Source organism: Pseudomonas sp. IT-93MI4 (assembly GCF_949767635.1).
GTDB classification, from domain to species: Bacteria; Pseudomonadota; Gammaproteobacteria; order Pseudomonadales; family Pseudomonadaceae; genus Aquipseudomonas; species Aquipseudomonas putida_A.
Genome location: NZ_CATKPP010000001.1, coordinates 71625 through 93638 on the forward strand (window position 1 = coordinate 71625; position 22014 = coordinate 93638).

At 61.3% G+C, this 22014-nt stretch carries 21 protein-coding genes and 1 other RNA gene; 9 read left to right on the forward strand and 13 right to left on the reverse strand.

Translation table 11 applies throughout. From position 1 onward, the window contains the following. The first annotated feature begins 12 nt into the window (after window positions 1-12). Window positions 13-109: signal recognition particle sRNA small type (ffs, locus tag ACM6I7_RS00265), an RNA gene on the forward strand. Between the two features lie 225 nt (window positions 110-334). Then, window positions 335-2284 carry a hypothetical protein gene (locus ACM6I7_RS00270; protein ID WP_414887735.1) on the forward strand — a complete coding sequence of 650 codons (1950 nt, stop codon included), beginning with the start codon at window positions 335-337 and terminating at the stop codon, window positions 2282-2284. Window positions 2285-2405: 121 nt separating this feature from the next. On the opposite strand, the gene ACM6I7_RS00275 is transcribed toward ACM6I7_RS00270, so the two are convergent. Then, window positions 2406-3155 carry a substrate-binding periplasmic protein gene (locus ACM6I7_RS00275; protein ID WP_414887736.1) on the reverse strand — a complete coding sequence of 250 codons (750 nt, stop codon included), beginning with the start codon at window positions 3153-3155 and terminating at the stop codon, window positions 2406-2408. Between the two features lie 143 nt (window positions 3156-3298). On the opposite strand from ACM6I7_RS00275, the gene dnaX reads away from it, so the two are divergent. The 5 genes from dnaX to ACM6I7_RS00300 all read left to right on the forward strand — a co-directional run bounded on the left by dnaX (window position 3299) and on the right by ACM6I7_RS00300 (window position 9084). Further along, window positions 3299-5380, forward strand: coding sequence for a DNA polymerase III subunit gamma/tau (dnaX, locus tag ACM6I7_RS00280; protein ID WP_414887737.1), 2082 nt, complete (start codon window positions 3299-3301; stop codon window positions 5378-5380). Between the two features lie 67 nt (window positions 5381-5447). Then, window positions 5448-5786 carry a YbaB/EbfC family nucleoid-associated protein gene (locus ACM6I7_RS00285; RefSeq protein ID WP_003223337.1) on the forward strand — a complete coding sequence of 113 codons (339 nt, stop codon included), beginning with the start codon at window positions 5448-5450 and terminating at the stop codon, window positions 5784-5786. A 263-nt stretch (window positions 5787-6049) separates the two neighbouring features. Then, on the forward strand, window positions 6050-7084 hold the full coding sequence (locus tag ACM6I7_RS00290) for an NADP-dependent oxidoreductase (RefSeq protein WP_041067808.1): 1035 nt from the start codon (window positions 6050-6052) through the stop codon (window positions 7082-7084). Window positions 7085-7150: 66 nt separating this feature from the next. Continuing rightward, window positions 7151-7753, forward strand: coding sequence for a recombination mediator RecR (recR, locus tag ACM6I7_RS00295; RefSeq protein WP_027613263.1), 603 nt, complete (start codon window positions 7151-7153; stop codon window positions 7751-7753). Between the two features lie 182 nt (window positions 7754-7935). Beyond that, complete coding sequence (locus ACM6I7_RS00300; RefSeq protein ID WP_336841178.1) at window positions 7936-9084, forward strand: acyl-CoA dehydrogenase family protein; 1149 nt, start codon at window positions 7936-7938, stop codon at window positions 9082-9084. A gap of 110 nt (window positions 9085-9194) precedes the next feature. Here ACM6I7_RS00300 and ACM6I7_RS00305 read toward each other — a convergent pair whose 3' ends face one another. Continuing rightward, complete coding sequence (locus ACM6I7_RS00305; RefSeq protein ID WP_003223345.1) at window positions 9195-9743, reverse strand: adenine phosphoribosyltransferase; 549 nt, start codon at window positions 9741-9743, stop codon at window positions 9195-9197. Between the two features lie 78 nt (window positions 9744-9821). Next, a complete protein-coding gene (fnr, locus tag ACM6I7_RS00310; protein WP_003223347.1) occupies window positions 9822-10556 on the reverse strand; it encodes a fumarate/nitrate reduction transcriptional regulator Fnr in 735 nt (244 codons plus the stop codon). Between the two features lie 154 nt (window positions 10557-10710). Here fnr and ACM6I7_RS00315 point away from each other — a divergent pair, with 154 nt between their 5' ends. Continuing rightward, the gene (locus tag ACM6I7_RS00315; protein WP_027613260.1) at window positions 10711-11193 is read left to right on the forward strand and encodes a hypothetical protein; all 483 of its coding nucleotides are present in this window, start codon (window positions 10711-10713) and stop codon (window positions 11191-11193) included. Here the strand turns inward: ACM6I7_RS00315 and hemN are convergent. The 8 genes from hemN to ACM6I7_RS00355 form a co-directional block, all read right to left on the reverse strand. Then, entirely contained in the window at window positions 11190-12572 is a 1383-nt protein-coding gene (hemN, locus tag ACM6I7_RS00320) for an oxygen-independent coproporphyrinogen III oxidase (protein ID WP_414887738.1), read from the reverse strand. The genes ACM6I7_RS00315 and hemN overlap by 4 nt on opposite strands. A gap of 195 nt (window positions 12573-12767) precedes the next feature. Continuing rightward, window positions 12768-13451, reverse strand: coding sequence for a sulfite exporter TauE/SafE family protein (locus ACM6I7_RS00325; RefSeq protein WP_097087645.1), 684 nt, complete (start codon window positions 13449-13451; stop codon window positions 12768-12770). Further along, window positions 13444-13656: a cbb3-type cytochrome oxidase assembly protein CcoS gene (ccoS, locus tag ACM6I7_RS00330; RefSeq protein WP_025110359.1), complete on the reverse strand. Its 213-nt coding sequence runs from the start codon at window positions 13654-13656 to the stop codon at window positions 13444-13446. Before ccoS ends, ACM6I7_RS00325 begins: the two co-directional genes overlap by 8 nt. 22 nt (window positions 13657-13678) lie before the next feature. After that, on the reverse strand, window positions 13679-16129 hold the full coding sequence (locus tag ACM6I7_RS00335; RefSeq protein ID WP_223007396.1) for a heavy metal translocating P-type ATPase: 2451 nt from the start codon (window positions 16127-16129) through the stop codon (window positions 13679-13681). 173 nt (window positions 16130-16302) lie between these two features. Next, window positions 16303-16842: a FixH family protein gene (locus ACM6I7_RS00340; protein WP_414887739.1), complete on the reverse strand. Its 540-nt coding sequence runs from the start codon at window positions 16840-16842 to the stop codon at window positions 16303-16305. An 11-nt stretch (window positions 16843-16853) separates the two neighbouring features. Next, the gene (ccoG, locus tag ACM6I7_RS00345) at window positions 16854-18269 is read right to left on the reverse strand and encodes a cytochrome c oxidase accessory protein CcoG (RefSeq protein WP_098967982.1); all 1416 of its coding nucleotides are present in this window, start codon (window positions 18267-18269) and stop codon (window positions 16854-16856) included. A gap of 222 nt (window positions 18270-18491) precedes the next feature. Next, on the reverse strand, window positions 18492-18902 hold the full coding sequence (locus tag ACM6I7_RS00350) for a type II toxin-antitoxin system VapC family toxin (protein ID WP_098967983.1): 411 nt from the start codon (window positions 18900-18902) through the stop codon (window positions 18492-18494). Beyond that, entirely contained in the window at window positions 18902-19156 is a 255-nt protein-coding gene (locus tag ACM6I7_RS00355; protein ID WP_047599120.1) for a type II toxin-antitoxin system Phd/YefM family antitoxin, read from the reverse strand. The genes ACM6I7_RS00350 and ACM6I7_RS00355 overlap by 1 nt, the downstream gene beginning before the upstream one ends. A gap of 626 nt (window positions 19157-19782) precedes the next feature. On the opposite strand from ACM6I7_RS00355, the gene ACM6I7_RS00360 reads away from it, so the two are divergent. Continuing rightward, entirely contained in the window at window positions 19783-20787 is a 1005-nt protein-coding gene (locus tag ACM6I7_RS00360; RefSeq protein WP_414887740.1) for a metallophosphoesterase, read from the forward strand. 56 nt (window positions 20788-20843) lie between these two features. Here ACM6I7_RS00360 and ccoP read toward each other — a convergent pair whose 3' ends face one another. Further along, window positions 20844-21827: a cytochrome-c oxidase, cbb3-type subunit III gene (gene ccoP, locus ACM6I7_RS00365; RefSeq protein WP_027613250.1), complete on the reverse strand. Its 984-nt coding sequence runs from the start codon at window positions 21825-21827 to the stop codon at window positions 20844-20846. Continuing rightward, the gene (locus ACM6I7_RS00370; protein WP_003175465.1) at window positions 21824-22009 is read right to left on the reverse strand and encodes a CcoQ/FixQ family Cbb3-type cytochrome c oxidase assembly chaperone; all 186 of its coding nucleotides are present in this window, start codon (window positions 22007-22009) and stop codon (window positions 21824-21826) included. Before ACM6I7_RS00370 ends, ccoP begins: the two co-directional genes overlap by 4 nt. Window positions 22010-22014 lie beyond the last annotated feature (5 nt).

A 22014-nucleotide genomic window follows, 5' to 3' on the forward strand; every position in this document is an offset into this window, starting at 1 on the left:
TTATGGTGACCCCATCGGTCCCCCCGCAACGATTACCCGTGAACCTGGTCAGAGCCGGAAGGCAGCAGCCACAGCGGGAACATTGTGTGCCGGGGTGTGGCTGGTGGGGTTACCACCTTAACGAACGAAGAACGCTTCAACAGAACTGCATGGGTTTCGCCCACTGCGGTTTTTTTATGCCCGCGATTTGGGCTTTCACGCCAGCCCCTGTGGGAGCGAGGCTCGCGAAGGCTGCCCCCCGATGCCTGTTCAGTCACCAAGGTTGAACAGTGGCATACTCCACCGTCTTGCTGCGCGCGTCGTTGACAAGTTCGCGCCCTGGCTACGAGGTTGTATGCACCCGGAACATCACGATTTATCCACCGCCGTGTACTTGCCCGTGACGGATGAGACCTGCGCCAGCCTGTTGCAGCCCGATGGCGCAAAAACCCTCGGCGAGTTGACGGATGCGCAGCTGGCCGCCGTGCTGGTCATCCAGAATCTGGCTCAGGCCACCGAAAAGGATCTCACCGCCGCAGCGGCGGAGAAGGTGCTGGCGCGCCTGATCGCCTGGGCGGTCGATGGCGGGGCAGGGCTGCTGTCCGAGGCGCAACGGCTGTTCGACCCGCGCCAGTTGTACTTCGGCCTGAACGCCATCAGGGGATTGAACCTGCGATTGCTGTTGGCCGAAGAGGTGTCGGCGCAGGATTACCTGCTGCCCGATGGCAAGTGGGATGACGAGTTCAAGACGCGCCACCACGCGATCAACAATCCGTTCAGCCAGCAGATGATCAGCCCCGCGCACCGCGAGCGCTGGCTCAGCGCCGCGCAGGACAAACTGGTCAGAACCTTCCGCGCCAACCTCGATGAAGACCTGCACGTGCAAGGCTATGCCGGGATCGGCAAGAGCCACCTGGTCGGTGCCTTGACCGAGTGCCTGGACCCCGGGAAAACCCTGTTGCTGGCACGCACCCCGGAAAAACTCGCGACCCTGTGCCAGCGCATGGGCGTTGCCAGTGAACGCAAGCCAGGCATCACCTTTGAGGCGTTCGCGCGCGGGCTGATTTATGGGCGCAAGCCACAGCCGGCAGGCGCCGCGAGCCGAGTCGCGAGTAAACAGAGTCTGGCGCAGGAGCTGAACATCCTCGGCTTTCGCGAGCATGACGCGCAACGCACCCTGAACGTCTGCCTGGAAACCCTCGAGCGCTATTGCCACTCCCGGGACTACAGCCTGTCGGCGCATCATCTGCCGTATTTCAAACTGTCCTTGTCCGGCCTTGAGTCCAAAGTGTTGCTGGAGTATTCGAGCCGCGTCTGGACTTACCTTGAGGCCAACCCGGCGTGGGGCCGGCAGAGCGGCTTTGAAGCCTTGTTGCTGATCAAGCGTGCAAGCCTTGCGGGCTGCGTGGTGCCGCCGCGTTATACCCACGTGCTGATCGACGAGAGTCAGGACATTCCCGCTTCGCTGCTGCAGATTATCGAGCGTGGCCGACAGGTGCTGATCACGCTGGGCGATGAGTACCAGCACGCCGAGCGTGATCTGGTGAAGAGAAAGCGTGAGGTGCGCCAGAGCGATATCACCTACTCGGTACGCTCGGGTCGTAACGTCGAGCGTCTGGTCAATCCGCTGATTTCCCGGCACTCGGAAAAGAGCAAGGTGCCGTTCGAAGGCGCGCGTGAAGCTGACGTCGGCATCGAGTTTTATCCGCAGGGCTTTGTCCCGCCGGAAGGTTGCGTGGTGCTGACGGCCTCCCCTTGGGACACCATGAAGTGGGCCATGCAGCTGCACGATGCCAATTGCCTGTTCAGCTTTGCCGACATGACAGCGCAGCGCGACCTCGAGCACTTCATGACCAGCGCCATCGAGTTGTTCAGGGTGGATTACTACAGTTCCACGCACAGCGAGAAGGGCCCGCATCGCTATTTCAGCGATCTGCCGAAGTGGCAGCAGGTGCGCGATGCCAACCAGTTCGACGAGGCGTTTCTGTGGGTCGAGGCCGAGCTGGAGAAGGGCTTCAAGGTCGCTGACCTGACCCGGCTCAACCGGATGATCGGCGGCCCCGGCAAAAGCTGCCTGCTGATGCTGGCGCAAGAGGCGGGCGGCATGGAGTTCGACCGCGTTCTGCTGACGCCCGAGCTGCTGACCAACGTGCAGTTCAAGGACGCCTACGCGTTCGATCAGCGGATCTGCGCCGTATACATCGCCATCTCCCGCGCCCGGCAGCAGCTTTATCTGCCGTACGACGTGGTCGAGTGGATCGAGTTTCACGACTACCAGAAGTTCCGTGAGTCGCACGGCTACTGAATAATTCTCTGTCGGAAATGTCCCCCTGTGGGAGCGGGCTTGCTCGCGAAGGCGGTGTGCCAGTTAACGAATCAGATGACTGACACACCGCCTTCGCGAGCAAGCCCGCTCCCACAATGGGTTATGGGGTGGCTTCAGTGGACCCGGTATACAACCGGATGATGTCATCAATCTCCCCCGACATTTTCATCCGCAACAACGTGCGCAAGATCCGCTGCACCGGCACCTGAGGGTCATTCCTCACGTAGCAGCCCACATGCTGCTCCTGCAGCACCGCGACGCCGTGCAGTTGCTGCCCGGGCAGCAGGCGCTGATTGAACCAGTCGAGTGTCCATTGATTGCTCACCGCATAGCGGTAGCGGCCGGCCAGGAGTTTTTCCAGCACTTGTTCCTGATTACGCGCGTCCTCGCGTTGCAGGCGATCGGCGTCGAACAGCGGTTGCAGGGTCGGATAGGTATAGCCGAGCACGGTGCCGATCGATTGGCGGGGCAGGTCGGCAGGGTCGACGCGGGGCGGCTGAGCGTCGCGGCTGATCAGCAAATCGCGCTGGAACAGCAGCGGAAGGCTCCAGATATAGTCCCCGGACTGATTCGGCAGCCACGATTGTGCGGCATAGCAGCGCACGTCGACTTCACCGTGCTCCATGGCGTTCTGCACCCGGGCGCGCGGCAGGACGTGGAATTCGGCCGGCACACCGACCTGCGTCGCAAGGCTGAGCATGATGTCGTGGAGGATGCCCTGGGTCGGGCGGCCGTGGTCGATCTGCACCATCGGCATCGCCCAGCTGTCGGCCACGACGAAGCGCAGCGGCGGTTCGGCCGCGCTCACGCTCAGACTGATCCCCAACAAAGCTTCCAAGGCCCAACGCATAAATGCTCCGATGAGTCCCGATCACGAGCGAAATTTCCCCGCCAACAGCAGCTTAGCCAGATTAGACGAGCACACCGGATGCAATTTTGCCCTTGCTCCGCTAGCATTAGCCGCTTCAGCTTCCTTCGTTGCGACGGTTTTCGATGAGTTATCAGGTTCTTGCACGTAAATGGCGTCCGCGCTCGTTCCGCGAAATGGTCGGCCAGACCCATGTGCTCAAGGCTCTGATCAATGCCTTGGACAGCCAGCGGCTGCACCACGCGTACCTGTTCACCGGTACCCGCGGGGTCGGTAAGACCACCATTGCGCGGATCATTGCCAAATGCCTGAACTGTGAGACAGGTATCACTTCCAGCCCTTGCGGCGAGTGTTCGGTGTGCCGCGAGATCGACGAAGGCCGCTTCGTCGACCTGATCGAGATCGACGCCGCGAGCCGGACCAAGGTCGAAGACACCCGCGAGCTGCTCGACAACGTGCAGTACGCGCCGAGCCGTGGGCGCTTCAAGGTCTACCTGATCGACGAAGTGCACATGCTCTCCAGCCATTCCTTCAATGCGCTGCTGAAAACCCTCGAAGAGCCGCCGCCGTACGTCAAGTTCATCCTGGCGACGACGGATCCGCAGAAACTTCCGGCAACGATTTTGTCGCGTTGCCTGCAGTTCTCGCTGAAGAACATGACGCCCGAGCGCGTGGTCGAGCATCTGACCCACGTGCTCGGCGCCGAAAACGTGCCGTTTGAAGACGACGCGCTGTGGTTGCTGGGCCGCGCCGCTGACGGCTCGATGCGTGACGCCATGAGCCTGACCGACCAGGCCATCGCCTTCGGTGAAGGCAAGGTATTGGCCGCCGATGTGCGAGCGATGCTCGGCACGCTGGATCACGGCCAGGTCTTCGACGTGCTGCACGCGCTGATCGAAGGTGACGCCAAGGCGTTGCTCGAAGCCGTGCGCCACCTGGCCGAGCAAGGCCCGGACTGGAGCGGCGTGCTCTCGGAAATTCTCAACGTGCTGCACCGCGTCGCCATCGCCCAGGCCTTGCCTGAAGGTGTCGACAACGGTCATGGCGACCGTGACCGCGTATTGGCATTGGCTCAGGCGCTGCCAGCCGAAGACGTGCAGTTCTATTACCAGATGGGCCTGATCGGTCGCCGCGACTTGCCGCTGGCGCCGGATCCCCGTGGTGGTTTCGAAATGGTCCTGCTGCGGATGCTGGCCTTCCGGCCGGCGGATACGGCGGACGCCCCGAGGCAACCGCTAAAGCCAGTGGGGATCAGCCAGGCCACAGTTGATTCCGCAAATTCAGTGGCTGCCGCGCCCAAGCCTGCGCCGGTAGTCGCTGCGGCTGTTGCGCCTGCACCGGTTGTTGCTCCAGCACCAACGCCGGCTCCAGAGCCAGCGCCTGTGGTGGCCCATGCGCCAGAACCGGAACCAGAGCCAGTCGCCGCCGAAGCGGTGGTCGACCTGCCGTGGAACGACCCGGTCGAACCCGAGCCGGAACCCGAGCCAGTGCAGCAACCAGCCGTCGAGCCGGTACTGGAAACCGCCAGCGAGCAGCCCGAGTTGCCGCCGATGCCGCTGCCGACCCCGGACAGCGTGGTACCGGATGCGCCGGAATGGGCCGCCGCGCCGATTCCCGAGCCGTCGGTCGCCGAAGTCGATGCCGCCACACCGGGCATGGATCTCGACGATGAGCCGCCGTTGGACGAAGACTACATCGAGCCGGACATGGATTCGGCCTACAGCTACCTCGACGATCTGGCCAGCGAACACACCGCCGAGCCAGCCCCGGAACCCGAGCCGGAGCCTGCGGCCGCGCCGGCCACCGGTCTGGCGTTGCAATGGCTGGAGCTGTTCCCGCAACTGCCGATCTCCGGCATGACCGGCAGCATTGCCGCCAACTGCACGCTGATCGCGGTCGATGGCGACCACTGGCTGATGCACCTGGACCCGGCGCACAGCGCGCTGTTCAACGCCACGCAGCAGCGGCGCCTGAACGATGCGTTGAACCAGTTCCACGGTCGCACGCTGAGCCTGACCATCGAACTGATCAAGCCCGAGCAGGAAACCCCGGCGCAGGCCGCGTCCCGTCGCCGGGCCAACCGTCAGCGCGAGGCGGAGGAATCGATCCACGGGGATCCGTTCATCCAGCAGATGGTCCAGCAGTTCGGTGCAGTGGTGCGACACGATACTATTGAACCTGTCGATGCCTTGGTCGCCCAAGGCTAATAACTGAGGGCGTTCGGCGTTATGCGCCGGGCGCTGTTTTGATCCAAGTACTTTTGAGGTGATTCCCATGATGAAAGGTGGCATGGCCGGCCTGATGAAGCAGGCACAGCAGATGCAGGAAAAAATGGCCAAGATGCAGGAAGAACTGGCCAACGCCGAAGTCACCGGCAAGGCCGGTGGCGATATGGTCACCGTGGTAATGACCGGTCGTCACGACGTGAAAAGCGTCAGCATCGACCCAAGCCTGGTTGAAGGTCTGAGCGAAGACGATAAGGAAATGCTCGAAGCCGTGGTCGCTGCCGCCGTCAACGACGCCGTGCGCAAGATCGAAGCCAACAGCCAGGAAAAAATGGGCAGCATGACCGCCGGCATGAACCTGCCAGCAGGTATGAAACTGCCATTCTGATTCGCCTTTGCGGGTTGGATGAGCTACACAAAATGCCAGGCATCGCGCCTGGCATTTTTGTTTATGCCTCCAGGAGGTGCGGTGTCTTTGATGCCGCCTTCGCGAGCAGGCTCGCTCCCACATTTGGAATGCATTTCCCTGTGGGAGCGAGCCTGCTCGCGAATGAACTCACCTCGGTACAACTGAATAAACATCGAACGCCCCAATGCCACAAAGGTCTGCTCCCTATACCCCCGAATTCCCCATTCACAGGAGACGCTGACATGTCCGACCCTCTGACCCTCAACCAACGCTTCGTCCTCGCTTCACGCCCGGTCGGTGCGCCAACCCCGGAAAACTTCCGTCTGGAGCGCGAAGCGTTGCCGGATCTCGAAGACGGCCAGGTGCTGCTGAAAACCCTGTACCTGTCGCTGGACCCGTACATGCGCGGGCGCATGAGCGATGCACCGTCCTACGCCGCGCCGGTACAAATCGGCGAAGTGATGACCGGTGGCGCTGTCAGCCGTGTCGAGGATTCCCGTCATCCGAAATTCCACCAGGGCGATCTGGTGGTCGGCCTCACCGGCTGGCAAAGCCACAGCATCAGCGACGGGCGTAACATCATGCCGATTCCGTCCGGTCTGCCGAGCCCGTCGATGGCGCTCGGTGTACTGGGCATGCCGGGGATGACCGCGTACATGGGGCTGATCGACATCGGTCAACCGAAAGAAGGCGAAACCCTGGTGGTCGCTGCGGCTTCGGGTGCGGTCGGTTCAGTGGTCGGTCAGGTGGCGAAGATCAAGGGCCTGCGCGCCGTGGGTGTGGCCGGTGGAGCCGACAAATGCAAATACGTGGTCGAGGAACTGGGGTTTGATGCCTGCATCGATCACAAGGCGCCGGACTTTGCCGAACAACTGGCCAAGGCTTGCCCGAATGGCATCGACATCTATTACGAGAACGTCGGCGGGCATGTGTTCGATGCGGTGGTGCCGCTGCTCAATCCCAAGGCGCGCATTCCACTGTGCGGGCTGATTGCCGGTTACAACGCCACTGAGGTGCCGCAAGGCCCGGATCGTCTGCCGATGCTGCAGCGTACGTTGCTGACCAAGCGTGTGCGGATTCAGGGCTTTATCGTGTTTGATGACTACGGCGACCGCCAGCCGGAGTTCATCAGCCATATGGTGCCGTGGGTGCGCGACGGCAAGGTCAAATTCCGCGAAGACGTGGTGGAAGGTCTGGAGCAGGCACCCGAGGCGTTCATCGGTCTGCTGGAGGGACGCAACTTCGGCAAACTGGTGGTGAAGGTTGCCCAGGACTGAGCATTTGACGCTGGCCAGAGGCGCGGGTATAAACCGCGTCTCGTTGTTTTGTCGGACTTTTTACCCATGAGCTTCAGCCCTTTGATTCGCCAACTGATCGACGCCCTGCGCACTTTGCCGGGCGTGGGTCAGAAAACCGCCCAGCGCATGGCGTTGCAGTTGCTCGAACGTGACCGCAGCGGTGGCACGCGACTGGCTCAGGCCCTGAGCCAGGCCATGGAAGGGGTGGGTCACTGCCGTCAGTGCCGCACGCTGACCGAAGACGATCTGTGCCCGCAATGCGCCGACACGCGCCGCGACGACACGCTGCTGTGCGTGGTGGAAGGGCCGATGGACGTGTACGCGGTGGAGCAGACCGGTTTCCGTGGGCGCTACTTCGTGCTCAAGGGCCACCTGTCGCCGCTCGACGGCCTGGGGCCGGAGGCCATCGGTATTCCGCAGTTGATGGCGCGTATTGAAGAGGCGGGCAGCTTTACTGAAGTCATCCTCGCCACCAACCCGACGGTGGAAGGTGAGGCGACCGCGCATTACATCGCCCAACTGCTCAGCAACAAGGGCCTGATCGCTTCGCGGATTGCCCATGGCGTGCCGCTGGGTGGGGAGCTGGAGTTGGTGGATGGCGGAACGCTGGCGCATTCGTTCGCCGGGCGTAAACCGATTTCCCTCTGAGTTCAGCGGTGCTTTGACTGGCGCCTTCGCGAGCAAGCCCGCTCCCACATTGGAATGCATTCTCCTGTGGGAGCGGGCTTGCTCGCGAATGGCGCACCTCGGTCTGACTGATACACACAAACATATTGAAAACCAAGCAAGCGCTCGGTTAACGTCGGCCAACCCTTCGATGGAGTTCGCCGATGCCTGCCTTCCAGGAATACTTCGACCCCAGCCACCAAATGGTTCGCGACAGCGTCAGACGTTTCGTCGAGCGCGAGGTCCTGCCGGACATCGATGCGTGGGAAGAAGCCGAAAGCTTTCCCCGTGAGCTGTACCTGAAGGCCGGGGCGGCGGGGATTCTCGGTATCGGTTATCCCGAAGTGCTGGGCGGCAGCCACGAAGGTGATGTGTTCGCCAAGGTTGCCGCCAGCGAAGAACTGATGCGCTGCGGCTCCGGTGGGCTGGTCGCGGGCCTCGGTTCGCTGGATATCGGCCTGCCACCGATCGTCAAATGGGCCCGGCCCGAGGTGCGCGACCGCGTCGTGCCGCAAGTGCTCAGCGGCGAGAAGATCAGCGCGTTGGCGATTACCGAACCCGGCGGCGGATCCGACGTCGCCAACCTGCAGACCCGCGCCGTGCGTGACGGCGAGTTCTACCGGGTCAGCGGTAGCAAAACCTTCATCACCAGCGGCGTGCGTGCCGATTTCTACACTGTCGCGGTGCGCACCGGAGCGCCGGGTTTCGGTGGCATCAGCCTGCTGTTGATCGAGAAGGGCACCCCAGGCTTCACGGTAGGCCGCCAGCTAAAGAAAATGGGCTGGTGGGCCTCGGACACCGCTGAGCTGTTCTTCGACGATTGCAGGGTGCCTGTGGGCAATCTGGTCGGCGCCGAGAACATGGGTTTCGCCTGCATCATGGGCAATTTCCAGAGTGAACGGCTGGCGCTGGCGCTGATGGCCAACATGACCTCGCAGCTCGCGCTCGAAGAGGCGCTGAAGTGGGCGCGTGAGCGTGAGGCGTTCGGCAAACCCATCGGCAAGTTTCAGGTGATCAAGCACCGGCTGGCCGAGATGGCCACGGCGCTGGAAGTATCGCGCGAGTTCACCTACCGCCAGGCGGCGAAAATGGCGGCGGGGCAGAGCGTGATCAAGGAGATTTCCATGGCCAAGAACGTCGCCACGGACACCTCGGACCGGATTACCACCGAGGCAGTGCAGATTCTTGGCGGCCTGGGTTACATGCGCGAAAGCCTGGTGGAGCGGCTGTATCGGGATAACCGCATTCTGTCGATTGGCGGCGGGACGCGGGAGGTGATGAACGAGATTATCAGCAAGCAGATGGGGCTTTAGGTTCTGCGTTGAGGCGGCCGGCCCCTTCGCGAGCAGGCTCGCTCCCACAGGAGAATGCATTCCAAATGTGGGAGCGAGCCTGCTCGCGAAAGCGGTCTGACAGGCGCTACTTACTTATCAGTCAGGGCAAACTGCGTCAGGCAGAAGGTAGGGATGCCCATATCTTCCAGACGCTGCGACCCACCCAACTCCGGCAGATCGATAATCGCCGCCGCCTCATGCACCCGCGCGCCCATGCGGCGGATCAGGTTGGCGGCTGCGATCAGCGTGCCACCGGTGGCGATCAGGTCATCGAACATCACCACCGAATCGCCTTCGCACAGGCTGTCGGCGTGGACTTCGAGGAACGCTTCGCCGTACTCGGTTGCGTAACCTTCGGCCAGCACGTCCGCGGGCAGTTTGCCTTGCTTGCGGAACAGCACCAGCGGCTTGTTCAGCTGGTAGGCCAACACCGAACCGATCAGGAAACCGCGCGCATCCATCGCGCCGATGTGGGTGAAATCGGCTTCCACATAACGGTGGGCGAAGCTGTCCATCACCAGGCGCAGGGCCTTGGGCGACTGGAACAGCGGGGTGATGTCGCGAAAGATCACGCCCGGTTTCGGGAAGTCGATCACGGGGCGGATCAGGGATTTGATGTCGAAGGAGTCGAAGACCATCGTCGAGGTGTCCTGGCAGGGCTGCAAACGGCGCAGTATACCCGCGGCTGAAACGCTTCGCTCAACCGCGGATCGAGATCAGCCTTCGAGCGAGCCGCCGGCCAGGGCGCAGAGCTGGATCGGGTCGAGGATGTGGATCTCTTTGCCCTCGGCGGCGATCAGTTCGTTCTGCTGGAAGCGGGTGAACACCCGTGACACGGTTTCCACCGCCAGGCCCAGGTAATTGCCGATCTCATTGCGCGACATGCTCAGGCGGAACTGGTTGGCCGAGAACCCGCGAGCACGGAAGCGGGCCGACAGATTGACCAGGAACGTGGCGATGCGCTCGTCGGCGGTTTTTTTCGACAACAGCAGCATCATCTGCTGGTCGTCACGGATCTCGCGGCTCATCACCCGCATCAACTGACGGCGCAGCTGCGGCAGTTGCAGGGCCAGTTCATCAAGGCGTTCGAAAGGAATTTCACAGACCGAGGTGGTCTCCAGGGCCTGGGCCGACACCGGGTGTTTCTCGGTGTCCATGCCGGACAGACCAACCAGTTCGCTCGGCAAGTGGAAACCGGTCAGTTGTTCTTCGCCGCTGTCGCTCAGGCTGAAGGTCTTCAGGGCGCCGGAGCGTACTGCATAGACGGAATCGAAGGTGTCGCCCTGACGGAACAGGAACTCACCCTTTTTCAACGGGCGGCCACGTTTAACGATTTCGTCCAGCGCATCCATGTCTTCCAGATTCAGAGAAAGTGGCAGGCAGAGAGGAGCCAGGCTGCAATCCTTGCAATGGGCCTGGTTGTGAGCGCGCAGTTTGACTGGCTCGGACATTTCTTAAATCCTTGTGGGAAAACACACATAAGCCGTAAGGGTAACCCACGGGAGGACATTCAGGCCAGTCTGCGGCGAGTTTGTCCCACGGGCGTAAAGCCGCAGGGCAAGTGGCCGATAAACAGGTATCAACACGCATGCAAGGAACCGCTCGATGGCCGCCATTGACACGCTGAACCCCGGTAACAGCGGCGTTGCGTCTGTGCCGAGCATCGCCAGGACAGACACCGACAGCGAGCAGAATGCCGCCTCTGCGCCGTTGGCAACCCCGACCTTGGTCGAGGGCGTCAAAGTGTCGCTGTCCGGCGCCTCCATCGAAAAATCCTTCAGCGTCGGTGGTGAGAACAGCGACATCGAAGACAGCGGCTTGCCCGAGAACGTCCAGCAGTTGCTGAAGATGATCCGCAAACTGCAAAAAGAGATCGCCGAGAAGAAAGCCCGGATGGCGGCCGTCATGTCCGACAGAACACTGACCAACGAAGCCAAGGTCAATATGCTCGCCGCGCTGCGCGGTGCCATCGCCGCCCTGAATACCGGGCTGATCAGCGCCAATCTGGCCCTGTCCAAAGTCATGGATCAGTCCGGCCTCACCTCCGAGCAGAACCTCAAACTCGGCTCACTGCTGACGAAAAACTAGATCACCCGCGAGAAGCGCTGGCGGTTCTGCTGTTCCAGATACGCGTCGAACACCATGCACACCGAACGCACCAGCAGACGCCCGGCCGGCAACACTTCGATCCGCTCGCGTTCCAGATTGATCAGCCCATCGTTGGCCATGCCTTGCAGTTGCGGCCACAGCGCGCCGAAGTAACCCTGAAAATCGATGTTGAACGCCTGCTCGATTTCGGCGAATTCCAGGCTGAAATTGCAGATCAGTTGCTGGATCACCGCGCGGCGCAGGCGATCGTCGGCATTGCACACCAGGCCACGGCTGGTTGCCAGTTGCGCGGCGGCGAGGGTGTTCTGGTACTGGTTCAGATCGCTGTTGTTCTGGCAGTAGAGGTCGCCGATCTGGCTGATCGCCGACACCCCAAGACCAATCAGGTCGCAATGACCGTGGGTGGTGTAGCCCTGAAAGTTGCGCTGCAGGGTCTGCTCTTCCTGGGCAATCGCCAGCTCATCGTCGGGCAGGGCGAAGTGATCCATGCCGATGTAACGGTAGCCGGCGGCAGTCAGTTGTTCGATGGTGCGCTGAAGCATTTCGAGTTTCTGCGCAGGGCTCGGCAGCTCGTGGCTGTTGATCCGCCGCTGCGGCATGAAGCGCTCCGGCAGGTGTGCATAGTTGAACACCGATAGCCGGTCCGGTTGCAGGCTGATGACTTCCTCGACGGTGCGCGCAAAGTTCTCCGGGGTCTGCTTCGGCAGGCCGTAGATCAGGTCGATGTTGATCGAGCGAAATTGCAGGGTGCGCGCGGCGTCGATCACCGCGCGGGTTTCTTCCAGGCTTTGCAGGCGATTGACCGCCCGCTGCACCGCCGGGTCGAGGTCTTGCAGGCCGATGCTGACCCGGTTGAAGCCGAGTTCGCGCAACAGACCCATGGTCGACCAGTCGGCCTCGCGTGGGTCGATCTCGATGCCGTAGTCGCCGGAATCGTCATCCAGCAGATTGAAGTGTTTGCGCAGGTGCGCCATCAACTGCCGCAGGTCGTCGTGGCTGAGAAAGGTCGGGGTGCCGCCGCCGAAGTGCAGTTGCTCGACTTTCTGCGCCGGTTCCAGGTGGCAGGCGATCAACTGGATTTCCTGCTCCAGCCGTTGCAGATACGGCTGCGCTCGCCCGCGATCCTTGGTGATGACCTTGTTGCAGGCGCAGTAGTAGCAAATGTTCGCGCAGAACGGCACGTGCACATACAGCGACAAGGGGCGCAACGCCTTGCGGCTGTCGCGCAGGGCGTGGAACAGGTCGAAGGTGCCGACCTGGCTGTTGAATTGCACGGCCGTCGGATACGAGGTGTAGCGCGGCCCCGCCAGGTCGTAGCGGCGGATCAGATCAGTGTCCCAACGAATGGCGTCGAGCATGCGGGCATTCCCCCGGATAGGCTGGCAGTGTGGCGAGTCTAGGGGAGGGCGCGGCGGGGCATCTTGATTTGTATCAACGGGGAGGATTCGTATAAGTCACGCGGCCCCATCGCGAGCAGGCTCGCTCCCACAGGAGATTTGTGGCGTACACAAAACCTGTGGGAGCGAGCCTGCTCGCGAAGGCCGCGCCGCCGGTCAGTGGCCCATCAACCAATGTTGGTGAGGGCCAGGAAGCGTCCAGATCCCGAACACAATCACCAACAACCCCCCAGCCATGCGCACGCTGCGTTTACGCAGCAACGCCGTGACCCGCTCGGCCGCCAGCCCAGTCGCCAGCAGCACCGGCCATGTGCCCAGCCCGAACGCCAGCATCAACAGCGCACTGTCCAGCGCATTGCCCTGGCTCGCCGACCACAGCAGCGTGCTGTAAACCAGTCCACACGGCAGCCAGCCCCACAGCGCGCCGAGCAATAACGCACGGGGCAGTGTCGACACCGGCAGCAGCCGATTGGCCACTGGCTGAATGTAACGCCACAAACCACGACCCAGGCTTTCGATGCGGGTCAGGCCGCTCCACCAACCGGCCAGATACAGGCCCATGGCGATCAGCAGCAGTCCAGCGAGGATGCGCATGACCATCGCCGCCGGGCTGTTCGCCACCGCCCAACCGGCGAGGCCGATCAGCAAACCGGCGGTCGCGTAACTGAGGATCCGTCCGAGGTTGTACGCCAGCAGCAGACGAAAGCGTCGGCTGCGCTGCTCCTTGGGGATCGCCAGGGTCAGCGCGCCCATCAGGCCGCCGCACATGCCCAGGCAATGCCCGCCACCGAGCAGGCCGAGGATCAGTGCCGAGACCAGCAGCGGCGCCAGCTCAAGCATGGGGTGGTGCCTTGTCCTGCGGTTTGTCGGATTTGGCTTCGTCGACGGCGGCGGTGTGGTTCGGGTCCTGATCATCGAACAGGATGCTGTGGGCCGGACCATCGAGGTCGTCGTACTGCCCGCTGTCCACCGCCCAGAAGAAGATGTACACGGCGATGGCCACGATCAGCAGGGCGGCCGGGATCATCACGTAAAGAGCTGGCATCGGTACTCCAGGCCCGCGCGGCTCAGGCCGGCAACGGACGGGTTTCTGAACGGGTGCCAGCGACCGGCGCGCTCGGCAGGCGAGTCAGGCGCAGGGCGTTGAGCACCACGGTCAACGAACTGATCGACATGCCGACCGCCGCCCACACCGGAGTGATCCAGCCGAGGGCGGCGAACGGCAACATGAGGCCATTGTACAGCGCTGCCCACAGCAGGTTCTCGATGATTACCCGACGGGTTCTGCGCGCTAACGTGAAGGCTTGCACCAGTGCGTCGAGGCGGTTGGACAGCAGCACCGCGTCGGCGCTGGTTTTCGCCAGATCGGTGGCCGAACCCATGGCCACGCTGATGTCGGCAGCAGCCAGCACCGGCACGTCGTTCACCCCATCGCCGAGCATCAACACCTTGCGTCCTTCTTGATGAAGCTGTTGCAGCACCTGCAATTTGTCGTCCGGACGCAGACCGCCACGGGCCTCGTCGATACCCAGTTCGGCGGCGACGCTGGCGACCATCGGCGAGCTGTCGCCGGACAACAGCAGCGTGCGCCAGCCACGGGCCTTGCAGGCGGCGAGCAGGGCGGGCGCATCGTCGCGCAGGCGGTCGTCGAGAACGAACCACGCCAGCGCTGCCGAGTCATCGCCGAGCAGCAGCCACTGACCCGGTTCATCCGGCATCGCCGGCAGCGGCGAACCGCTGAGGGCGCAGACAAATTCTGCCTGACCGATGCGCAAACGCTGTGTGCCAACCAGCCCTTCGAGGCCAAGTCCCGGCGTGCTGTGCACTTCTTCAGCCGCCAGTGGCGCACGACCGAAGGCGCGGGCAATCGGGTGTTCCGAACGATTTTCCAACGCGGCGGCAAGGCTCAGGCACTGGTCGCTGTTCAACGTGCCCAGTGGACGGATCGAACGCAAAACCAGCCGCCCCTCGGTGAGGGTGCCGGTCTTGTCGAAGATCACCGTGTCGATCTGGTTCAGGCCTTCCAGCACATGGCCGCGCGTCAGCAACAGGCCGAGTTTGTGCAGGGTGCCGGTGGCGGCGGTCAACGCCGTCGGGGTTGCCAGCGACAGCGCGCAAGGGCAGGTCGCGACCAGCATCGCCAGCACGATCCAGAACGCCCGCGACGAGTCCAGCTGCCACCACAACAGGCCGATCGCTGCGGCCGCAATCAGCGACAACAGCAGGAACCACTGCGCAGCGCGGTCGGCGATTTCCGCCAATCGCGGTTTCTCGGCCTGGGCGCGATCAAGCAGACGGACAATGGCCGACAGGCGCGTGTCCTGACCCAGCGCCAGAACCTCGACGGTGAGCGCGCCTTCGACATTCAGCGTGCCAGCGGTGACCGCATCGCCCAGCGTGCGCGGTTGCGGCAGGTATTCACCGGTCAGCAGCGATTCGTCGATGCTCGACTGGCCGTCGAGGATCTTGCCATCCGCCGGCAGGATCGAACCCGGTTGCACCAGCACCCGGTCACCCAGGCGCAATTCGCTGAGCAGGATGCGTTCGCTCTGGCCGTCGGCGTCGAGGCGCAGGCACGAGGCTGGCAACAGGTTCACAAGCTGCGCGGTGGCAGCGGCGGTGCGTTCGCGGGCGCGGCGTTCCAGATAGCGCCCGGCGAGCAGGAACAGCGCAAACATCCCGACCGCATCGAAATACAGCTCACCGACGCCGGTGATCGAGGTCCAGATCCCGGCAATGTAGGCGCTGCCGATCGCCAGCGACACCGAGACATCCATGGTCAGGTGGCGGGTGCGCAGATCGCGCATCGCGCCTTTGAAGAACGGCGCGCAGCTGTAGAACACGATCGGTGTGGTCAGGAACAGCGCGACCCAACGTAGGATCGTGTGCAGTTCGGGGCTGAGGTCGATGTTGAATTCCGGCCAGGTCGCCATGGTCGCCATCATTGCCTGAAACCACAGCAGCCCGGCGACACCGAGCTGACGCAACGCGAGACGGTTTTCGCTGGCCAGTTGCTCGCTGGCGCGGTCGGCCTGATAGGGGTGGGCGGCGTAACCGATGTGGCGCAGCTCGGCGAGGATCTGGCTCAGCGGCAATTGTGCGTCGGCCCATTGCACGTGCAGGCGATGGTTGGACAGGTTCAGCCGCGCCTCGGCCACCGCCGGCAGGCTGCGCAGGTGTTTCTCGATCAGCCAGCCGCAGGCGGCGCAACTGATGCCTTCCATCAACAGGGTGGTTTCGGCGAGCTCGCCCGCGTGACGGACGAAGGGCTTTTGCACGTCCGCGCGGTCGTACAGCGCCAGTTCATCGGTCAATTGCACCGGCAAGGCTTCGGGGTTGGCCGAGGCTTCGCTGCGATGCTGGTAATAGCTTTCCAGACCACCGGCGACGATGGCTTCGGCCACGGCCTGACAGCCGGGGCAGCAGAACTCGCGGGACTCCCCGAGCACGACGGCGGTGAAGCGGCTGCCCGACGGGACGGGCAGAGCGCAGTGGTAGCAGGGGAGTGGGGTGGTCATTTAGTTGGCCATAAAAGCGATATTGGCAAAACTGACTTGGCTTTTGTGGTGAGGGGATTTATCCCCGATCGGCTGCGTAGCAGTCGTTAAGCTTGCGCGCGCAATGCCTGAAAGAAAGCAGGGGGCGCTGCGCGCCCCATCGGGGATAAATCCCCTCGCCACAGTGCAGATTTTTATTTATTCAGGTCTTCGGCGCCCTGCAGCGGTTCGTCACCGAGCAGCAGATCCTTGTCGTGGCTGACCTGTTCCTCTTCGAACATGCGCCACACGTGGTCGTCCTGCGTGCCCAGCAATTCGACAAAACGCCGGCCTTCGACCTTGTCGCCCAACTGGCCGATGTAACGGCCGGTTTCGGTTTCGCTGCGGGTCAGGACGATCTTGCGATCCTTCTCCGGTTGGGTCGGCGAGATCAGGTTCAGTTCCAGGGTTTTCGGTTGGCTGTCGCCGCTCAGGCGCAGGTCAACTTCGCCGGTCAGGTCATCCAGATGCACGCTGGCGCGCATCTTCAGCTCCTGCGCCAGCAGCTCGCGATCCAGCGAGCGGTTGATGCCTTTGCCGGCCTCATAATAGTTGTCGTTGACCAGGTTGTCCGGGTTGTTCACCGCGATGGTCACCATCGACAGGGTCAAGGTCACCGAACAGGCCAGAATTCCGATGATGATCCACGGCCAAAGGTGCTTGTACCAAGGGCTGGCGGCGTTTGCTGCGGGCATGTTCAGTTCTCTCAACGGGTTTGTGGGCCGATGAATCGGCTCTTGGCTTCAACGTGGACGCTATCATCGTCGGCATCCTTGAGGATGAATTTCACCTCGTTGGTGCTCGACGGCAATTGTTCCGGTGCGCTCGACAACTCCACCGGCATGCTGAAGATTTCGCCGGCCGGCACCTTGATCTCGCGTTTGCCTTGCAGGCGCAGATCCGGCAGGCCGGCGGCTTCCAGCACGTAAGTGTGGTCGCGCTGATCCTTGTTCATGATCTTCAGGCTGTAGACGTTTTCGATCCGGCCTTCGGCGTTTTCGCGGTACAGCACGCGGTCCTTGCTGACGTCGAAACCGACCAGCGAGCGCATGAAGAACGCGGTCACCAGCAGGCTGATCATCGCCAGCAGCACCACAGCGTAGCCAATCAGGCGTGGCCGCAGTTTATGGGTTTTCTGGCCGGAGAGGTTATGTTCGGTGGTGTAGCTGATGAGGCCGCGCGGGTAGTCCATCTTGTCCATGATCGCGTCGCAGGCGTCGATGCACGCGGCGCAACCGATGCATTCGATCTGCAAGCCGTCACGGATGTCGATACCGGTCGGGCACACCTGAACGCACATGGTGCAATCGATGCAGTCGCCCAGACCCATGGCCTTGTAGTCGACACCTTTCTTGCGCGGGCCACGGCTTTCGCCGCGACGCGGGTCGTAGGAAACGATCAGGGTGTCCTTGTCGAACATCACGCTCTGGAAACGTGCGTACGGGCACATGTAAATGCACACCTGCTCGCGCAGCCAGCCGGCGTTGCCGTAGGTGGCGAGGGTGAAGAAACCGACCCAGAAATACGACCAGCCATCGGCCTGACCGGTGAAGAATTCGAACACCAGTTCGCGGATTGGCGAGAAGTAGCCGACGAAGGTCATGCCGGTGACGAAGCCGATCAGCAGCCACAATGAATGCTTGGCGAGCTTGCGCAGAAATTTGTTGCCGGTCATCGGCGCTTTATCGAGCTTGATCCGCTGGTTGCGGTCGCCTTCGGTGACCTTCTCGCACCACATGAAAATCCACGTCCACACGCTTTGCGGACAGGTGTAGCCGCACCAGACGCGGCCAGCGTAAACGGTGATGAAGAACAGGCCGAACGCCGCGATGATCAGCAGCCCCGACAGCAGGATGAAGTCCTGCGGCCAGAAGGTCGCACCAAAGATGAAGAACTTGCGTTCCGGCAGGTTCCACCACACCGCCTGATGCCCGCCCCAGTTCAGCCACACCGTACCGAAATACAACAGGAACAGCGCGGCGCCGCCGATCATCCGCAGATTGCGGAACAGGCCGGTGAAAGCACGGGTGTAGATTTTTTCTCGAGAGGCGTAAAGATCGACGCTGTTGTTCGCGTTTTTGCTCGGTGGTGTGACGTCGTGTACCGGAATCTGGTTGCTCATCATTGCATCCCACGGCAGTGGACAAATGCCTCGGTCGATACGTGCCGACCGCGGTCAGAAAGGGGTGTCGCAGTGGCGCAATGATACGCCTGTCGCTCTAACTCAAGGGTGCGACCTTTGGTCGCGTTGGGGAAAAAGCATTATTGGTGTAGCGAATGCAGCAAAGCCTGATGCAGATCAATTGACTTGTTGAGTATGGACGGTTTTGGGGTGGCGGCTAATTCATTGTTCCCACGGGTTGATCAGGGCGACGCCGCTCGATCGGAAATCACCGACATTGCGCGTGACCACCGTGAGTCCATGCACCAGGGCCGTGGCAGCGATCAATGCATCGCTTTCATTGGCCTGGTCGGGTACGTGCAGGCTGGCACAACGCAGTGCCACCGCGGCATCGACCGGCAGGATTCGGGCTTCGAATGCCGGAATGACGTGACGCGTCAGCCAACTGCGCAACAGCTTTCCTTGAGCAGGATCACGCCGTTCCATTCGCAGTACTCCGGTTTCCAGTTCTTTCAAAGTAATGGCGGAAATGTACAGGCGCGGGGCGATGACGCCTTTGGCCCAACTGACCACATTGGCATCGGCCTGCGGCTTGCGAAGTTCGGAAATCACATTGGTGTCGAGTAAATACATCAGGACAGATCCACGGGACGATGAATGATGACTGCGCGCTCGGTTTCGAAATCGATGTCGGCAGCCTCCGGCATGACCAACAAATCGACAATGCTCGTGTTTGCGCCGCTCAGTTTCTGATATTCCTCAATGCTCAACAGGACATGAGAGGCCTTGCCACGGTCGGTGATGATCACTGGACCCAGACGCGCAGCCTTTTTGGCGCTGCTGGTGTCCTGATTGAATTCACGGCTGGAGATGGTGGTGATTGCCATCATGGTTGACCTCTCGCAATACAGATGTAGCAACGTTACTACTTCGCCTTGGGGGCGGCAATCAAGGAAGACAGAACTCAGCCGTCCGTTGGTCGGTCCGTGGCTGGCATAGTCGAGCCAGCCTCGCAAAAGGCGCAGGCCGGCTCGGATTGATTCAGACGTGGCTTCAATACTCAGGGAAGTCTGCCGCCGCCCAGGCTCTCGAGACTGCCGGTATTTCTGTGGGGCTTTGTGGTGCTTCTGGAGTCGGGTTGCAACGGATTACCCAGTGTCACGGCAATCGATTCCACGGGGTGGTTCGATGGATCGATTGCCTGATCGTTGTCTGTGAGTTTCTGATCAACCGGGAGAGGGTTTTTGCTGTCATTCAACATAGCGGCTTCATCCTTGAAGTGGCTCCGATGAGGGTCAACGGGCTGTGGACGACCCTACAGAGCATAGCGAATCGAGTCCATCAGGCATGTGTCTCAAAGTATTAATTTCGAAGGCGATTTTAATATTCCAGAAATATCATTAGTTAATTAATGGGTTTTGTTTTCTTGTTTTTTTCGAATAGCTTATTGGCTGTTCTGCAGCGTGTTAGTTGCATGTTCATGTTTTGAAATTTAACGGAATAATGGAGTGTTATGAAAATCAAGGAAGTTAAAAAGCTTTTCGCTTGTCTGTGTCTGGTGTCCCTGACTTCTCTCGCCAGTGCCGATGAAGGTATGCCGCAGCACATGGTATTTGCATCAGACCCGCAATACCCGTGGACAGAAAAGTCGGACAGTGGCGAGGATGAGTCGAGCGCGGATTTCGAAAAACGCGCGAAATGGCTGGTGGAAACCCAGTTCGCGAGCATTGCCCAGTTCCGCACCGAGATGGGCGGGCAGGCTGCCGTGCCATTGATGATCAACGGTGACATGACCGCGTTTGGCCACGGCTGGCAGCGCTCTTTCATCGGTTCGATGCTGAAGAAACACTTTGGCGACCATGTGCTCTACGGATTGGGCAATCACGACTACCAGAACAACGTGAATGACTGTTTCAGTGAAAGTTGCGCAGCGGGCAGTATTGTTGATTACCGTGATCATCATGTCGGTAAAGTCGATGAATTTGATCTGGAAGTCACCGGCAGCTTTGTGAATAAACACTATCTGGGTAGTCTGGCTTATTCAAAGAATATGGGTGAAGTGCATCTGGTGCAGTTGAACAATGAACCCACTTATGCGGTGAAGATTTCTCACGCGTTGAATCCGACCACATTCGATATCACGGCGTCGCTGGACTGGCTGGAAAATGATTTGCGAATAGCGCGAGCGCAGGGCTACGCGATCATTATCAACATGCACAAGCCCTATGAGTGGAAAGGCAGTTGGGATCAAGAGAAGCGCTTTCGCGAAATGATTGAAAAGTATCAGGTGACGGCGATGTTCGCCGGCCACTTCCACGACGAGGGTGGTAGCCAGACCTATATGGGGAGCGTGCCGATGTTTCTCAGCGGTTCAGCTTCTCAGCAGACGTACCTGACCGCCACTTTTTCCAAGGATCGCAAGCAATTGGAGGTGAGTCTGGTCGAGGACAATCAGTGGCGCAAACGTACGCCGGTGGCCACCGTGCCGGTGAAGTCGATCTGGGCCAGTAACCCATAAAAAAATCCCCCGCCAGAGCACCGGCGGGGGATTCTTCATTACATCAAGCCCTGGCCTTATTGCGCCTCGGCCTCCGGCGCTTTTTCACCGTGGGACAGGCTGTACACGTACGCTGCCAGCAGGTGCACCTTGTCGTTGCCTTGCAGTTGTTCCTGCGCCGGCATCTGGCCCTGACGGCCGTAACGGATGGTCTGCTGCAGTTGCGCGAAGCTCGAACCGTAGATGAACGCGGCCGGGTGGGTCAGGTTAGGCGCGCCCATCGCCGGGGTGCCTTTGCCTTCCGGACCGTGGCAGGCCACGCAGTTGGCGGCGAACAGTTTCTGGCCGTTGGCCGGGTCAGCCTTGGTGCCTTCCGGCAGTTTGCGGCCATCAAGTTGAGTGACCACGAAGGCTGCGACATCGGCTACGCCTTGTTCGCCAATGACTTCGGCCCAGGCCGGCATCACCGCGTGTCGACCGCCCATGATGGTGGTCTTGATGGTTTCTGGCTCGCCGCCCCAGCGCCAGTCGGCGTCGGTCAGGTTCGGGAAGCCATAGGCGCCCTTGGCGTCGGAACCGTGGCATACCGAACAGTTGGAGGCGAACAGACGGCCGCCCATCTTCAGTGCTTGCGGATCCTTGGCCACTTCCTCAATCGGCATCGCCGCGAACTTGGCGAAGATCGGACCGAACCTGGCGTCCGAGCGGGCCATTTCCTTTTCCCATTCATGCACGCCGGTCCAGCCGGTCTGGCCGTTGGCGAACGCGGTCTGCTTGTCGTTATCGAGGTAGTTGTAGCCCGGCAGCAGGCCTTTCCAGTTGCCCAGGCCCGGGTACAGCACCAGATAACCCAGGGCGAACACGATGGTGCCCACGAACAGCATGAACCACCATTTCGGCAGTGGGTTGTCGTACTCCTCGATCCCGTCGAAGGAGTGGCCGACCGTTTCGTCCGTCTGTTCGCTGCGCTGGCCCTTGCGGGTCGACAGCAGCAGCCAGGTCAGGGCGAAGATCGTACCGAGACTGAGGACTGTGACGTACAGACTCCAGAATGTAGTCATTCTTTGTTACTCCTAGAAGCTTGCTCGACGTGCTTGATGGCTTCGGGATCATCCGCAAAAGGCAGCAAGGTTGCGTCTTCAAACTCCGACTTGCGCTTGGGGCTGAATACCCACAACGCCAAACCGATGAAGGCCACCATCACGACGACGGTGCCCAGGCCGCGAATCATCCCGATATCCATGAAGA